This is a genomic window from Paenibacillus sp. URB8-2 (assembly GCF_013393385.1).
In the GTDB taxonomy this organism is placed as follows: Bacteria; Bacillota; Bacilli; order Paenibacillales; family Paenibacillaceae; genus Paenibacillus_AQ.
On sequence record NZ_AP023239.1, the window covers coordinates 2767735 to 2784219 of the forward strand.

A 16485-nucleotide genomic window follows, 5' to 3' on the forward strand; every position below is an offset into this window, starting at 1 on the left:
AGGGGGAATCACGAATGGTCAAAAACGCAAAGAACAGATGGGTGAAAATGATCACCGCAATGGTTCTTGTTCCTATCCTGCTTACAGGCATGGTTGGCTGCAGCGGCAGCAAGGGAGAGAACTCCGGCTCAGTCGCTAGCGGCGATTTTAACCAAGAAGGCCTTCCAATTGTCAACAAGCCGGTGACCTTGAAAGTCCTGACCGTCCGTTGGGGAAGTATGGGGGACACCTTCACGCAGAATCAATGGCTTAAGGACCTTGAAAAGAATACAAACGTCAAAATCGAATGGCAGGTGATGTCCTCCAACGACTGGGCCGAACAAAAGTCTATTATGCTGGCCAGCGGCACACTTCCGGAAGTTATTCTGGGCGACCAATCCTTCTCCGATTCCGACATCGTAAATAATTTAAGCTATTTCCGCCCGCTGGATGATTATATCGACAAGTATATGCCCAATCTGAAAGCGGCCATGCAGGAAACGCCTGAGATGAAACAGATCAGCACCTTTCCCGACGGTAAGATCTACTCTCTGCCGGCCAGATTGCCATCGCGTCCGATCACTGCCCAACAGCCCGTTATCAACAAGGCTTGGCTGGATAAACTGGGGTTGAAAGCCCCGGAGACGATTGACGATCTGTATAACGTACTAAAAGCCTTTAAAGAGCAGGACCCGAACGGAAACGGCAAAAAAGACGAGATTCCTTACAGCGAGGTCGGACTGTCCATGGATTTTCTGAATCCCTTCGGCATCACCGACTTGAATGCCACAAGCATGATGATTAAAGACGGCCAGCCGGTATATTTCCCGACCAGCGAAGAATACAAAGCCGGACTGGAGTGGGTGCATAAGCTCTATTCCGAAGGTTTAATCGATAAAGAGCTGTTCACCCAGGACAGCACGATGGCATCCGCCAAGCATCAAAATCCGGACGCTCCGATCATCGGCTTTTCGAACCAGTGGACACCCGATGCGGTATTCGGAAAATGGAGCGATCAATATGAGACCATTCCTGCAATCGCCGGACCGGATGGTAAGCAGTATTCGACTGGAGATCCGAGCGGACTCAGCTACAGACGGAATGAACTGCTCATTACGAAATTTTGCAAAAATCCGGAGGTTGCCGCCCGCTGGGCCGACCAGTTCTATACGAATGAAGCCAGTATCCAGAATTTCTGGGGAGCGATCGGCACGGTCATCAAGAAGAACGACGACGGCACGTATTCGCTGATGGACCCGCCGGCCGGCACCAGCGCGGATGCCTGGTACTGGGAACAGTCGCTCCGGGATTTCGGCCCGAAATATGCCAGCCCCTCTTTTGAGAAGAATTTTGCTCTCAGTCCAAAGACCGGAGACGGCCTGAAGCTGCAGCTCGACAAGCTGGGGAATGAATATGTGGCAACGCCTTTTCCTAACGTTATGTATACCTCGGACGAATTTCAGGAGCTGCCGACGCTGACCACGGACATTGACACCTATGTGAATACCATGCGCGCTCAATTCATCACCAAAGGCGGAATCAATGAAGGCTGGGACACCTATGTCAAAAAGCTGAACGACATGGGACTGGATAAGCTGCTGAAGATTCGCACGGACGCTTATAACCGCTATACCAGCGTTAAATAACCTTTCGGCCTTCTGGTGAATGCCGCCCCGCAAACATGCTGCGGGGCGGCATTTTTTTGCCGAACTATCCATTAATGTAATAAAACATAACAAATTTTGCTACTTGACTCGCGTTTTCACTCTGTTTAATTAAAAATTTAATTAAAGAGTGTCATTTATATTGACATCCGTTTATTCCCGATAGTATTATTATCGCAAATAACAGCTGCAAAGCAGATGAAAGATTCAGAAAGGCTATTTACATTTTCGGGAAAAGGTTTACCTGCTTAGGATGACCAAGCCTGCCGCATGTTGGATGAAGTCATTCAGGTAGTTCTCTCTTTTTTTGAGAAACAGGAAAAGGTTTTCCTATTAAGGTCAAGGGGGTGAAAGCATGTCTTATACGATCAAGGATGTCGCCAGACTGGCCGATGTGTCCATTGCTACGGTGTCGCGGGTGCTGAATCGGAGCAAGCCGGTAAGTCCCAAAATACGGGAGAAAGTTATGAAAGTGGTGGACGAGCTTGGCTACAATCCGAATCCCGTGGCCCGGACGCTGATCATGAAGGAAAGTATGCTAATTGGCGTATTGATTCCGGATGTCGCCAATACCTTTATTTCAATGTTTGTTGGCGGGATTGAAAAAGAACTCATTCAGCATGGCTACACGACTCTGCTCTGCAATACGAACGGGGATACGGAGGTCGAACTTCGTTATTTGAATCTGCTGAGTGAAAAGTATGTGGATGGTGTTATCCTTCTGACCTCAGCTCCGAAGCCGGAGCAAATCGAGTTCTTCAATAAACATGATGTACCCGTCATCTTCTCCAGCCATACGGACAAAGACGGCCGATTCTCTTGCATCAACATCGATGATTACCAGGCCACCTATGATGCAACAAAATATCTGATCAGTCTGGGTCACCGCAGCATCGCTTTTTTCAGCGGTCCGATGGAGTATTACCAGACGGTTCGGCGGTATGACGGGTATTTGCAGGCGCTGGCCGATCACGGCATTGAATACCAAGAAGGATGGCTCTTTGACAAGGATTACAACCTTGAGTCGGGTTACAAGAGCGGGATGGAACTGTTCGCGCGGGACGATCGTCCGACGGCTGTCTGCTGTGTCAGCGATATGGTCGCCATAGGGGCGATCCGGGCGGCGGAGGACAGTGGCTTGCGGGTCCCTGAGGATGTATCGATTATGGGATTTGACGATATTCCGATCGCGGGAGCGTACCGTCCGAAAATTACGACCGTACGCCAGCCGGTGTACGAGCTGGGCTCCGGGTCCGCGCAAATGCTGCTTACACAAATACGGGAAAAAGGAACCGGAAGCTGCGAATCCAAGGTGCTTCCCCATGAAATTATCGTAAGAGAAAGCTGCCGGGCGCTGACTGACTAAAGTCTTTCTTATTCATTTACAAACTAAAGGAGAGATTTGAAATGACAAAGAAATTGGTTGTTCTCGCACTTTGTATGATGTTGATATTGGCACTGTCGGCCTGTGGCGGCAAACCGGGTTCCGGGGCAGAGAATTCGGGCAATACCGCCACCAATTCCGGCGGGGAATCGGCAGCTGAGGGAACAGAGGAATTAACACCTGAACCGGGAGCGCAGCTGACTTTCTGGACGATCAAGGATGACTTTACCGACTATGCGGCCGCGGAGTTCGAGAAGAAATACGGCATCAAGGTGACGGTTGAAGATGTTGCCTACTGGGACAGCGTGGCCCGTTTGACAACGGACGGACCGGCTGGTACGGGAGCGGACGTGGTGGGAATTAACAACGACGGTCTGGGAGGCGCAGTCAAAGCGGGCGTCGTTCTGCCGAACGACTATTTTGAAGAAGATACGAGAAGCATCAACCGGAAAATGGCTGTGGATGCCTCTACAATTGACGGCATTCTGTACGGATATCCGCGCAATGTTTATACGTACTCGCTGTATGTCAACAAAGATCTCGTGAAAGACGCCAAGCTGGAAACCTGGGAAGATATTATCGCGTTCTCCAAGAAATTCAACGACATTTCCAATAATAAATATGGGTTTATGTTCGAAGGAAGCAATGCCTTCTATGACGTTGCGTTTATGACCGGCTACGGCGGCTATGTGTTCGGCAGCGAAGAAACCGATCCGCATGATATCGGCGTCAACAATGAAGGCTCGATCAAAGGAATGAAGTTCTTCCAATCGCTTAGAGAGATTATGCCGCTCAAATTGTCCGATGCTACCCGGGACGTGAAGACGGGACTGTGGGAAAGCGGCAAGCTCGCAATTAATATGGACGGCAGCTGGAATATCGGCAATTTTGGCAAGCTTCCGTTTGAAGTCGAGGTTATCCCACTGCCGGCCATGCCTGACGGTAAAGAGCCTGTCGTACTTGCGGGCAACACTTCCTACTATGTAAGCTCGTACTCCAAATATCCGAACGCGGCCAAGATATTCGCCAATTTCATCACATCCAAAGAGATGCAGATCAAAGACAACCAAATGACTGGTATCATTCCCGCGGCTGAGGGCATCGACAATGATCCGAGCATCCGCAAGGATGCCATCATGCAGGGCTTCTTCGAACAGATGAAAAATAGCCGGATGATGTCCAACCTGACTGAAATGGAATTTTTCTGGAATTACATGGGGCCAGCGTTTGACGACATCTGGAACGGCGCCGACGTCAAGACGACGCTGGATAAAGCTGCGGAAGGCATGAAGTCAAGCATTGAGGCAAAATAAGCGTCTAAATGAAAAAGAGGCGATCATCCGGTGTTTGCCGGGTGATCCGTCCTCTGGATGGGAGTTGAAAGGAGATGCAGCAGCTGGCGATTAAGCGTGAGTATCCCGAACATTCCAGAAAGTTCAGAAAAAAGGCAGCCCTGTTATCGGCGCTCGCCATGGGACTGGGCCAGATTTATAACCGGCAGTATACCAAAGGAATTCTCATGTTCGCTGTGTATGTATATGGCATATTTACAGCCGTAACGAGTCTGCCCCATGCGCTTTGGGCGCTCGCCACGCTTGGCGAAACGGAAACCCATCTGCAGAAAGTCGGAAGGTTGTACAAGCAAGTCATGGGCGACCATTCGATTTTCCTGATGATCGAAGGCTTGATCACGGTATTCATCATGCTTGTGCTGGTTTGGCTGTATATAGCCGGCATTAAGGACGCCTATCGCACCGGAAAGCTGCGGGAAGAAGGCATCCAGCCCAATACGTTCAAGCAAACACTCCGCTTTGTGGCGGCGTACCGCTTCCCGCATATCGTACTGGCAATTCCGATGCTCGGCATCGTGTTTTTTACAGTAATGCCGATTATTTTTATGATCCTCGTAGCTTTTACCAACTTTACCCGTGACACCATGCCGCCGGCCCATCTAATCAACTGGGAAGGATTACAGGCGTTCAAGGAGATTCTGCGCATTAAGGCGTGGAGCCATACTTTTTACAGTGTGACATTATGGACATTCATCTGGGCGTTTTTTGCGACCATCACAGGATATTTCGGTGGTTTTGCCGCGGCGCTGCTCGTTCAGCAGAAGGGAATCCGGTTCAGATCGTTCTGGCGGACGGCCTTCATTCTGCCCTTTGCCATCCCGATGTTCGTATCCACCCTGATCCTACGCAACATATTTAACGGCCAATTCGGACCCGTCAATCAATATTTGGGAATGCTCGGGATTGCCAAGGCTCCCTGGCTGTCCGACCCCCTTTGGGCAAAAATCACGCTGATTCTGGCCAACTTCTGGCTGAGCTTCCCGGTTTCCATGCTGATGATAATCGGCATTCTGTCCACCATACCGAAAGATATGTATGAAGCGGCGGATATCGATGGTGCCAGCGGCTTCCAGAAGACGCGGCTGATTACTTTTCCGATGGTCATGTTCTCGATGGCGCCGCTGATTATCATGCAGTTTGTCGGCAACATCAACAACTTCAATATTGTATATTTGCTGACGAACGGCAAGCCGCTTAACGGAGACTTCCAGTTTGCCGGTCATACCGATATCTTGATCACCTGGCTGTTCAAGCTGTCCATGGAGCAGGGCAAATACAACTACGCTTCAGTAATCGGAATCTTCATCTTTATCGTGCTCTCCGCATTCGCTATCTGGAATGTCCGGCGTACGAAAGCGTTCAAGGAGGAGGAGGCGTCATGATCACCGGCAAAAAAGCGAAAACGTCCGTCCGTCTGTCCTTCAGTTATGTTGCGCTTGTTCTCCTTACGGTCTTCTGCGCCTATCCGGCCCTTTGGGTGCTGATGTCGTCTTTCCGTACGGGAGATGCGCTGTTCAGCGATACGATCCTTCCGGCATCTTACACATTCAGCCATTATATCGGGCTGTTCGATAAGCATCCCTTTGGCGTCTGGTATTGGAACACGTTGAAGATTTCCGTCTCCAGCATGATTCTCGGGACGATTCTGACGCTGCTGACCGGGTACGCATTCTCGGTATTCCGTTTCACCGGGCGAAAGAATCTAATGAGTATGCTGCTGGTGCTCGGGTTGTTTCCCGGCTTCATGAGCATGATTGCGATCTATATTTTGCTCAATCAAATGAATCTGCTGAATACGCACACCGCTGTAGTCATCGTGTATGCGGCGGGAGCGCCGCTGTATTTTCTGTTCGCCAAAAGCTATTTCGACACGATTCCGAAAAGTCTGGTCGAGGCCGCGCGGATTGACGGAGCCGGGCATATGCCGATATTCTTCCGGATTGTACTTCCGCTGTCTACGCCGCTCATCGTGTTCACATCGCTGATGACGTTCACCGGGGCGTTCACCGACTTTATCTTCGCGAAGCTGGTGCTGCGCTCACCCGATAAGAAGACCCTTGCAGTCGGCCTGTTCGATATGATCGGCGACCGCTTTTCAAACGAATTTACGATGTTTGCCGCCGGCTGCGTATTGGCCGCCGTTCCGGTCACCGTCTTGTTTATTTTGATGCAGCGCTTCCTTGTGGAGGGATTGACGGCAGGAGCCGATAAAGGTTAACGAACATTTCGAAGACATATACGCCAAACGAACGTGCAGGAGGAACAAGTCATGCTTACAAGCGAACAAATCAGTCCGGGTAAGCTGCATACCGATTACGCAGCCTCATTCACCCTGACGTTGGGATGCGTTAATCATATGGAACAGGAAGCCGGTCTGGTGATCTTCACCTGCGACAAAGGCAAGCTTGCCGTAAGCAAGTCTCATGCGGGCGTGATCCGGGTAAGGTTATTTGCCGGTGCCCCGCCTGATGAAATGGTGAGCATGAAGACGACCCCGGCGATTGTGGAGCGGAAATCCGCATCTAGCGCCGCAGAAACGGAGCTGCTGGTTGCGGACACCGGGTCCGCTTACCTGATTGAAACGGATGAAATGATGGTGGAGGTCGTCAAATTGGACGGCAGCCTCAAGTTTACGGACAAGTCCGGCCGGATATGGGCACGTAATCCGATGATGGCCTGGAATGAGCATAAGTCTGCCATCGCCTTGTTCCGCGCAAGCGAGAATGTCCATTACTACGGGCTGGGCGAGAAGACTGGCTACCTGGACAAGCGGGGCGAGCGCTATGAAATGTGGAACTCCGACAATTTCTCTCCGCATGTACCGGAAATCGAAGCGCTGTACCAGTCGATTCCTTTTCTGATCGTCAATGAGCCGGAGTGCTCCTACGGGATCTTTCTGGATAATCCGGGGAGATCGGTGTTCGATATGCGCACGTCGGGCGAAGCGTTTACGATTCAAGCGGATACTGGCGGCTTGGATTATTATGTTATTCCGGGTCCTCAACTGAAGGATGTCGTCAAAAAATACACTGCCCTCACCGGACGCATCCAGCTTCCGCCCCAGTGGTCCATCGGATACCATCAGTCTCGCTACAGCTACATGGATCAGGAAGAGGTCATGGAAATGGCCCGTACTTTTCGCGAAAAAGAAATTCCGTGCGATGTCATTCACCTGGACATTCATTACATGAACGAGTACCGCGTCTTTACGTTCGATCCGGCCCGGTTCCCCGATCCAAAAGCGATGATTGAGGAACTCAAAACGATGGGTATCCGAATCGTCCCGATCGTTGACCCGGGCGTGAAGCTTGATCCGGATTACGGCGTTTATCAAGAGGGAACGGCTTCGGAACTCTTTTGTATGAAACCGGACGGCTCGCCGTTTGTCGGTCCGGTGTGGCCGGGGCCGAGCGTATTCCCTGATTTCTCGGACGCCAAAGCCAGAGAATGGTGGGGAGACCTTCACCGGTTCTTTACGGATATGGGGATTGAGGGCATTTGGAACGATATGAACGAACCCTCAGTATTCAACGAGAACAAGACAATCGACCCGGACACGCTGCACCGGTACGACGGCAATCCCGCTACGCATCGCGAGATTCATAATCTGTACGGGATGCTGATGTCCAAAGCGACCGCGGAGGGAATGACCCGGCATCTGGACGGCCGCCGCCCGTTCGTGCTTTCGCGCGCCGGCTACGCCGGGATTCAGCGCTACGCGGCGGTCTGGACGGGCGACAACCGCAGCTACTGGGAGCATATGGCGCTTGCGATGCCGATGGTGCTTAACCTCGGGCTGTCGGGCGTCTCCTTCTCGGGTCCCGATATCGGCGGATTCGGGCATCATACTACGGGAGAACTGCTGGCCCGGTGGACACAGATGGGCGCGTTGTTCCCGTTCTGCCGGAACCACAGCATGCTGGAAACCGTCCGCCAGGAGCCCTGGTCTTTCGGGCCTGAGGTGGAGGATATTTGCAGGGAGTATATCCGCCTGCGCTATTCTTTGATGCCGCTGCTGTATTCGGTATTCCGGGAAGCCGCGGAAACGGGGATGCCGATCATCCGGCCGCTGCTTCTGGAATATCCGGAAGATCCGAATGTCGCGAATCTTTGTGACCAATTCCTGCTGGGTGATCAACTGCTGGTTGCTCCCGTCTACCGTCCCGATACGTTCCACCGTGTCGTCTATCTGCCCGAAGGGAACTGGTTCGACTTCCGGACCGGCGAGAAATGGGAAGGCGGACGGCATATTATGGCTCACGCCCCGCTCGATACACTGCCGCTGTATGTCAAAGAGGGAGCGATTATTCCCCGCACCGCACCGGCTGAATCCACCGTATTTGAACGGTCTACGGAGTTGTTCCTGGATATATATACACCGGAGAACGGCGAAGGCGTGTTTGACCTGTATGATGACGATGGCACGACTTTTGCCTACGAGGACAAGGAGTATAATCTGTACCGCTTGAGAGTTGAAGGGACGGAGGGAACCGTCAAATTCACCGTTCATCCTGAATGGACAGGCTATATTGAAGGGTGGAAGCGATGGACGCTCACCTTCAAGCATCTGCGGCTTGCGGGGTGCTGTCTGGATTACGGGAAAGAGGCGGCGAACCGGGAAGAACTGGAGGCGCTCACGGAGGGATGGCATTTCGACAGCGACGCTGGAGAACTGACGGTTGTTCTGAATCAGCCATTGGAGGACGTGGAGCTGGTCGTTAAAGCCCGGGTATAGACCATATGAAGCGAAAAGCCGTGTGTACGGCAATGCCGTATTCTGCTCACCGAGAGTGAATAAATATAACATAATGATGGTAATTAACCATTTTTTCGTCGAAAAGTTTATTAGCTGATTACAAAAACATACCAATAATTTGTGCAATGTAACATAAATCATATCAAGTGATTGACGCTAATCTGACATGCGATTATCTTGTGTAAAAGGCAGTCAAGCCCAACTAAATGATGAGGTGATCGCAGTTGAAAAAATGGTTATTATGGAGTGTCGCGTTACTTTTGATTCTGATGCCTTTGCAGGTTCAAGCGGCGGGGGCCAAAGAAGTCCGTCCAATTGCTGTACAAGGCGCGATGGACATGGAAGTCGCCTATTTTCTGAAGCAGATGGGCGAGTACAAGACGGAGACCTTCGGATCGTATAATTTTTACTCCGGCACCATTGAGGGAGTTCCGATTGTTGTTTCCAAGACGAATATCGGCATGGTTAACGCCGCATCTTCGACGACGCTCTTAATCGAGAAATATCATCCAAAAGCGATCATCAACCAGGGAACCGCGGGCGGTCACGACCCGGCGCTCCATCAGTTTGATATTGTGGTTGGCGCTAAAGCGATCAATTACAGCTGGATTGAATCCCCACATAGAGATGCGGGAGCAGGAATCGACACCGGCAGCTGGAAGGTCATGCCCAAACCCATCGAGCCGGACCCTGAGCTGTACAAAACGGCAATGAGCGTGGCGGACCGGTATCAGCACGGCAAAGTCGTCTCCGGCGTCATCGGCACCTCGGATGCGTGGAATAAGGAAATCGACCGCATTAACCAGCTGCACAATACGTTAGGCACAAGTGCGGAAGAAATGGAGACCGCATCGGTTGCTGAGGTAGCCAAAACGTTTAAAGTTCCATTCCTGGGCATCCGGGTATTGTCCAATTCCGAATTGTACGGAGAGGATTTCGCTCCGGTCTCAAGCGATTACTGCTCTGAATTTGTCATTGAAGTCATCAAAAAAATCGAGAGCGGCGTCACTTTCTCGGACAAGCTTCAGGTGTACGCGGACGGTAAAGAAGTGGTTGGTCTTCTTGGAGAATACAAAAGCGGGAAAGTTATGCTTCCGCTGAGAGGCGTTATGGAAAGCCTGTGTTCGAAAGTGACTTGGGACAGCGCCAAGAAGCAGATCACTGTCGTTTCCGGAGGAAAACCGATTGCAGTCAAAGCGGGCGAGACCATGGTCAATCAGGGTACGGCGTGGATCGATATGGACGTGCTGGAAGACAAATTCCAGCTGGAAACCGACTTCCTCGGTTCCGGAGTTTACATTTATCAATGAAAACGGCCGTTTAACACGGGTTCAGCCGTTCGTTTAGAGTTAGAGCTCTCCCCATCAGGGGAGGGCTCTATTGCCTTTTTCCGGGCCGATTCAGCCATTTCATACCTTCCCTCCGGCTCAGCGGCTTCAGTTCCTCTTGCCCGATAAATGCCTCGACCGACGCCGGGTTCGTCTTGGAATATTCTCTTAATGCCCAGCCGACCGCTTTCTGGATGAAAATTTCATTGGATGACGCATGCTCACGGATATAGCGGTACAGCAGCGCTTCGTCCGTCGCTTCCTTATAGTGGAGCTGGAACAGGATGGCCGTGCGATTCAGCCACATATTGTCGGAACGCAGCCATTTCTCGCCATACTCTGCCTGCAATTGCGGATATTTACGCAGCAGAAACCCGGCGGCGTTGGAGGCAAGCAGATCGACGGTATCCCACCACGAACGCGAGACGATGCACTCTTCGATCATGGGGAGGTCGGAGGGTTCCAGCTTCTTACGCAGAGACAGCGCGATGTCCACCCCGCAGTATTGATACTCTCTTTCGGGCTTTTCCCACATTAGGGGAATCCATTCCTTAACCGGGGGATGCTCATTAAGAAAGACCTTCAAGAGTTGTCTTCTTACGGGTGTCCGCACGCCCAAAAAAGGGAATTGATCCCGCATATACGCGCTCATGGCCGCCGCCGCTTCCGGGTCCCGCGCATCCTCCAGTTTCCGGACCAGCTGTTTCAGTGGTTCATTCATAAGTTTCGCTCCTTTCGAGACAGGCGATATAATATAATGCCGAATACGAAGCCGGCAAACGATAGGCCCGAGATGGAAAAATACAGCGCCTTCCCGCCGAAGGCGTTATACAGCGCGCCCCCCGCATAAGAAGCGACAATTCCCGATATCCCGAAGAACAGCAGAGCCAGCACGGTTTGTCCTGTAGCCCTCCATTCCACCGGCACGATGCTGTACAAGTATTGGATCGCGGCCGAGTAGAATACCGGAAAGGTAAGCAGCTGCAGAATTTGCAGGAAGACAAGCTGCTGCGGATCGGTAATCCAGACAGACAGAAAGAAGCGCATGAAATAGAAAAAGCCGGAAATCGAAATGATCATCAGCTCTTTGCCTTTGCGCAGCCACCGGAAACTTAGGGCGAACACAACGATTTCGCTGCCTGCAGCGAGGAACCAGGCCTGTCCGAGAAGCTCGGGCTTGCCTCCCAGTTCGGAGATATAGACGCCGAGGAACGTATCGTTCATCCGCGCGGGAATCGAGCTGATCAGAACGAGAACGAGGAACAGAACCGTTTCCTTGTTTCTCAAAAAAGCTTTCAGACTGCCAAGAGTGACCGGCTTGCCCGATACCGGCGCGTCCGGCATAACCCAGGTGTTCGCCAGGCTAAGCAGCACGATTCCCGCGAAGAGCGGCGCGAGGCTGTGGCCGCCGAAATACGACATGACGTATCCGGCCAGCAGCGACATCACCGCATAACCGAGTGCGCCGTAGGTGCGTATGGACCCATAGCTTACTCCGTGAGCCTCGGCAACCCGGAAATTCAGGCTCTCTGTCAGCGGATCGATGGGCATTAGGAAGAAGTAGAGCAGCATGGCGAACGAAATAAGCGGAATATAGCTGTCTGAAGCGTAGAGTGAATACCCGAGAACGGCTGAAAAAAGCAGAAGCAGCAGGAGGACCTTGCGAATCGTCCTGGTCCTGTCGCTGATCATCCCCCAGAACGGCTGGGAAATAATCGTCACAAAGCCGCCGGTGCCTACGATTAATCCGATTTGCCCGGGATTCAGGCCCTGTTCGGCCAGGTAGACCGGAAGAAACGGGATGAAAATGGCCAGCAGGGCAAAATACAAAAAGTTAAAAGCTCTTAATAGTCGCGGTGCGTTCATGAATGTCTTTTACCTCGCAAGTCCAATATGTATGGATATTCGTTTAAAAAGTCCGGTCCATCAAGTCATTCTATCATGAGCAGGTTTAAATAGTAAGAAACGGATAGGATAAGAGGTCTCCTTCCGAACCGCAGACATTGAAAGATACGGCGGCAAACTGCTATTCTTATAAGAAGAATATACATATCGACCCTCCGGCCGGAGGATAGGAATACCCGGGTTGTATCAGGAATTTCGGCAGTCATCTTATTATAATCAAGGAACATCAGCGAGGAGAATAAGGGAGAATGAAGTTAGTATCGTGGAACGTCAACGGGCTGAGAGCCTGTGTGAACAAAGGATTTAACGAGTATTTCGCGGATTGCGACGCGGATATCTTCTGCGTGCAGGAAACGAAGCTCCAGGAAGGGCAAATCACGCTCGACCACGGTGATAAATACCGGCAGTATTGGAATTACGCTGTCAAGAAGGGGTATTCCGGAACCGCGGTGTTTACCAAAAAAGAGCCTTTGTCCGTCACCCTAGGGCTGGAAGGTGAAGAGGAGACGGAAGGAAGAGTCATCACGCTGGAATTCGGTGATTTCTATCTGGTCAACGCCTACAGTCCCAATGCCCGGCGCGACCTGTCGCGGCTGGAGTACCGACTGGCATGGGAGGAGCGTTTCCGAGCGCATTTGCAGCGTCTGGACAAGCATAAGCCGGTCGTGATATGCGGCGATTTGAACGTGGCTCATCAGGAGATCGATTTGAAAAATCCGAAATCCAACAACGGCAATTCCGGCTTCACGCCCGAGGAGCGGCAAAAGATGACCGAGCTGCTGGAAGCGGGGTTTATCGATACGTTCCGCCATCTTCATCCCGATGTGAAGGACGCATATTCCTGGTGGTCCTATATGCCGAAGGTCCGGGAACGGAATGTGGGCTGGCGTATTGACTATTTTCTCGTGTCCGCAAGGCTGGCTCCGGCTGTTGAGGATGCGCGGATCGAGTGCGCGGTCATGGGCAGCGATCATTGTCCGGTCGTGCTGGAGCTGAACACGTCCACGGTTCCATTGTGATACACTAGTAAGATGCGGTTCAACAAATGAACAAACGGAGGATGAGCAGACATGGCTTTTTTTGAACAAATGCTGGAAAAATATGCGGACTTGGTCGTCAAGGTGGGGGTGAATATCCAGCCCGGGCAGGTGCTGATGGTTCACGCGCCGCTGGAGACCGCCGAGCTGACCCGGCTGATTGTGGCCAAAGCCTATGAGGCGGGCGCCAAATACGTCATGATGGATTGGGACGATGAGGCCATAACCCGTATCCGTTACGAGAAAGCGCCGGATGATTCCTTCGGCTATTACCCGCAGTGGCATGCGGATATGCTGGAGAAATTCGCAGAGGAAGGGGGAGCCATTCTGCATATCAAAGTGCCCGATCCGGAACTGCTGCGCGGCATCGATTCCGCCAAAGTATCGGCTGCGGTAAAAGCGGCGGCGGTCGCCCGCCAGAAGTACCAGGTGTACACCCGCAACAGCCGGATCAGCTGGTCGCTGGTCAAAGCGCCCACCCGGGCCTGGGCGGATAAGGTATTCGCCGACCTGCCGGAAGAAGAGCGGATTGACGCCATGTGGGAGGCCATCTTTCAGATGAACCGCGTGGAAGCGGACGGCGATCCCGTCGCAGCCTGGCGGGAGCATATTGTTCGTCTGAAAGAAAGACAGGACAAGCTGAACGCCAAGCGTTACCGCAGTCTGCACTACCGCGCCCCGGGCACCGATCTGCGCGTTGAACTGCCTGAAGGGCATCTGTGGCGGGCCGCGGGAGGCGAGAATGAGCGGGGCGTCTATTTTGTCGCCAATATGCCGACGGAGGAAGTATACTCCATGCCTCACCGTACAGGCGTGAACGGAACGGTAAGCAGCACGCTGCCGCTTAATCTGAACGGTCGGCTTGTGGACGGCATAAAGTTGACCTTCAAGGATGGCAAGGTGACGGAATTTGACGCTTCGACAGGCCGCGAGCATCTGGCTTCGCTGCTGGAGACGGACGAAGGCGCGTCCTACTTGGGCGAGGTGGCGCTGGTGCCGCATGATTCGCCGATTTCCCGGCTGAACCGGATCTTTTACAATACCGGCATTGACGAGAATGCTTCCTGCCACTTCGCGCTTGGCAGCGCGTACCCTGTCAACATCGAGGGCGGGACAAAGCTGAGCCGGGACGAACTGCTGGCCAGAGGCGTTAACGTCAGCCTGACCCATGTGGATTTTATGATTGGGTCCCCGGAGTTGGATATTGACGGCGAACTGCCGGACGGAACGATTGAACCGGTGTTCATAAAAGGAAACTGGGCGTAAATAATGCTGATCTGCTGATGGATGCCATCCGGGGATACGACTCCGAGGTTGACAGCAAAGCAGTGTGATGATGCTGAGCTTCAAATAAGGCGGAATTTCTCCCTCTTATTTTCGTGAAACTGGGGATTCCGGTAGACTGAGCGGGAAAATCTCCCTTCTAATCTGGCCTTTTGGCCGAATTTGAATAGGAATGGGTAAATAAACCGGAGATTTTCCCGCTTAATGACTGTTTCGTCCCTTTTTTGCGAAATAACAGTGAGGTTTTCCCTTTCATCACCCACGCATATTGATCCCATTTAACACGGATACCTATATAATCTACTGATCTCAAAATCACCCGTTCCACCAGAAACCGCACATGCCTGCAGATATCCCAGACAACCCATGCATCCCAAACAACCATATATCAGCACAGCTCTCAATCCTCACATCCTACATATCCTCATACCCACACATCAGCATAGTTTTATTGGATATAATCAGAATGGGAGGATTATGAAGTTTTTTGGCGAATGTTGTATAATCCTTAATTGAATTTGCTTGGTCACCTATTGATTACTAAACTTGAAGTCAAAGTAATTGAGGGCACTAGTACCTTGACCTATTTTTATTCTAGTTTTATGCTCTTTCTATAAGAAAAATATGGGAGGGCAAGCAAATGAACAAAAAATACGAGGTTCGGCTTGAGCCGAAAGAACGTGAAAGAATTGAACAACTTCTTCATGCCGAAACGACATCTCCCGGCATTCGCCGCCGCTGTCTCGTGCTGCTTCTTTCGGATGAAAATCAAGGTGCTATTCCCAAGCAGACTGAAATTGCCAGTCGTTCAGGAGTCAGTAATGCAACCGTTTTTACACCGTTAGAGACTACTGTACCCACGGACTGGAGCAAACGCTCTGTTACCGCCGCCGTGCTGAACCGGCACGCCCTTCACCGATCACCGGTGAGGTGGAAGCCCGAATTATTGCATTAGCCTGCTCTGAGCCTCCAAAAGGGTATGCGCGCTGGACGATTCGTTTGCTAACGCGCCGAGTCATTGAGCTGAATATTTTAGAATCGGTCGGACGAGAAACCATTCGGACGACTTTAAAAACGAAACTTAAGCCTCACCTGAAAAACAATGGTGCATTCCCGCCAAATCGAGCAGTGAATTCGTCGCTCGGATGGAAGACGTCTTAGAGACCTATGCCCTGCCTTATGACCCTGAAATCCCGCTCATTTGTATGGATGAACAGCCGATCCAGCTGCTCGATCATTCGCGCCCACCGCAACCTATGAAGCCAGGACAGGTTCTGCGAGAAGACTACGAGTATGTTCGCAAAGGCAGCTGCAGCCTGTTTCTGTTCACGGAGCCGCTCGCCGGGTGGCGTCACGTGCAGGCTTCGGAAAGACGCACAAAATCCGATTGGGCTCTGCAGATCCAAGAACTGCTGGAGGTCCACTACCCAGAGGCGAAACGGGTTCGGCTCGTGATGGATAACTTGAATACCCATACGATCTCGTCCTTGTATGAAACCTTTCCGCCTGAACAGGCGTTGGCTTTGGCAAAACGGCTAGAGATCCATTATACCCCTAAGCATGGAAGTTGGTTAAACATTGCTGAGATAGAACTCAGTGTAATGACGATCCAATGCCTGAACCGCCGAATCACCTCTATTGAAGAATTGCAGGGCGAGGTGTCCGCTTGGGAAACCGAACGCAACCGAATTCAGAAATCTGTCGATTGGCAATTTACCACGGAGCAGGCACGAGGCAAGTTAAAGCATTTGTATCCTGAAATTTGATCTGGTCAAGGCACTAGGGATAGAATATTG

Annotated in this window: 14 protein-coding genes; 12 read left to right on the forward strand and 2 right to left on the reverse strand. The window is 51.7% G+C overall.

From position 1 onward, the window contains the following. Window positions 1–14: 14 nt before the first annotated feature. The 7 genes from PUR_RS12695 to mtnN all read left to right on the forward strand — a co-directional run bounded on the left by PUR_RS12695 (window position 15) and on the right by mtnN (window position 10445). Window positions 15–1625 carry an extracellular solute-binding protein gene (locus PUR_RS12695; RefSeq protein ID WP_179035555.1) on the forward strand — a complete coding sequence of 537 codons (1611 nt, stop codon included), beginning with the start codon at window positions 15–17 and terminating at the stop codon, window positions 1623–1625. A gap of 373 nt (window positions 1626–1998) precedes the next feature. After that, a complete protein-coding gene (locus PUR_RS12700) occupies window positions 1999–3009 on the forward strand; it encodes a LacI family DNA-binding transcriptional regulator (protein ID WP_179035556.1) in 1011 nt (336 codons plus the stop codon). Between the two features lie 41 nt (window positions 3010–3050). After that, a complete protein-coding gene (locus PUR_RS12705; RefSeq protein ID WP_179035557.1) occupies window positions 3051–4340 on the forward strand; it encodes a sugar ABC transporter substrate-binding protein in 1290 nt (429 codons plus the stop codon). 74 nt (window positions 4341–4414) lie between these two features. Beyond that, complete coding sequence (locus tag PUR_RS12710) at window positions 4415–5761, forward strand: sugar ABC transporter permease (RefSeq protein WP_179035558.1); 1347 nt, start codon at window positions 4415–4417, stop codon at window positions 5759–5761. Next, window positions 5758–6597: a sugar ABC transporter permease gene (locus PUR_RS12715; protein ID WP_179035559.1), complete on the forward strand. Its 840-nt coding sequence runs from the start codon at window positions 5758–5760 to the stop codon at window positions 6595–6597. The genes PUR_RS12710 and PUR_RS12715 overlap by 4 nt, the downstream gene beginning before the upstream one ends. A 51-nt stretch (window positions 6598–6648) precedes the next feature. Further along, window positions 6649–9114 (forward strand): glycoside hydrolase family 31 protein, encoded by a 2466-nt coding sequence (locus PUR_RS12720; RefSeq protein WP_232101840.1) that lies wholly within the window; start codon window positions 6649–6651, stop codon window positions 9112–9114. A gap of 245 nt (window positions 9115–9359) precedes the next feature. Beyond that, window positions 9360–10445, forward strand: a complete 1086-nt coding sequence (gene mtnN, locus PUR_RS12725) for a 5'-methylthioadenosine/S-adenosylhomocysteine nucleosidase (protein WP_179035560.1) — start codon at window positions 9360–9362, stop codon at window positions 10443–10445. Between the two features lie 67 nt (window positions 10446–10512). Here the strand turns inward: mtnN and PUR_RS12730 are convergent, their stop codons facing one another. Together PUR_RS12730 and PUR_RS12735 are read right to left on the reverse strand one after the other, a co-directional pair. Continuing rightward, window positions 10513–11184 carry a DNA alkylation repair protein gene (locus PUR_RS12730; protein ID WP_179035561.1) on the reverse strand — a complete coding sequence of 224 codons (672 nt, stop codon included), beginning with the start codon at window positions 11182–11184 and terminating at the stop codon, window positions 10513–10515. Further along, window positions 11181–12329 (reverse strand): MFS transporter, encoded by a 1149-nt coding sequence (locus PUR_RS12735; protein ID WP_179035562.1) that lies wholly within the window; start codon window positions 12327–12329, stop codon window positions 11181–11183. Before PUR_RS12735 ends, PUR_RS12730 begins: the two co-directional genes overlap by 4 nt. 287 nt (window positions 12330–12616) lie before the next feature. Between PUR_RS12735 and PUR_RS12740 the strand changes: the two genes are divergently transcribed. The 5 genes from PUR_RS12740 (at window position 12617) to PUR_RS12755 (ending at window position 16455) form a co-directional block, all read left to right on the forward strand. Further along, complete coding sequence (locus tag PUR_RS12740) at window positions 12617–13387, forward strand: exodeoxyribonuclease III (RefSeq protein WP_179035563.1); 771 nt, start codon at window positions 12617–12619, stop codon at window positions 13385–13387. A gap of 51 nt (window positions 13388–13438) precedes the next feature. Continuing rightward, window positions 13439–14671, forward strand: coding sequence for an aminopeptidase (locus PUR_RS12745; protein ID WP_179035564.1), 1233 nt, complete (start codon window positions 13439–13441; stop codon window positions 14669–14671). 658 nt (window positions 14672–15329) lie between these two features. Next, window positions 15330–15644: a hypothetical protein gene (locus PUR_RS26045; RefSeq protein ID WP_232101841.1), complete on the forward strand. Its 315-nt coding sequence runs from the start codon at window positions 15330–15332 to the stop codon at window positions 15642–15644. After that, a complete protein-coding gene (locus PUR_RS26050) occupies window positions 15554–15850 on the forward strand; it encodes a helix-turn-helix domain-containing protein (protein WP_232101870.1) in 297 nt (98 codons plus the stop codon). The genes PUR_RS26045 and PUR_RS26050 overlap by 91 nt, the downstream gene beginning before the upstream one ends. Beyond that, complete coding sequence (locus PUR_RS12755) at window positions 15799–16455, forward strand: IS630 family transposase (protein WP_232101895.1); 657 nt, start codon at window positions 15799–15801, stop codon at window positions 16453–16455. Before PUR_RS26050 ends, PUR_RS12755 begins: the two co-directional genes overlap by 52 nt. Window positions 16456–16485: the final 30 nt, after the last annotated feature.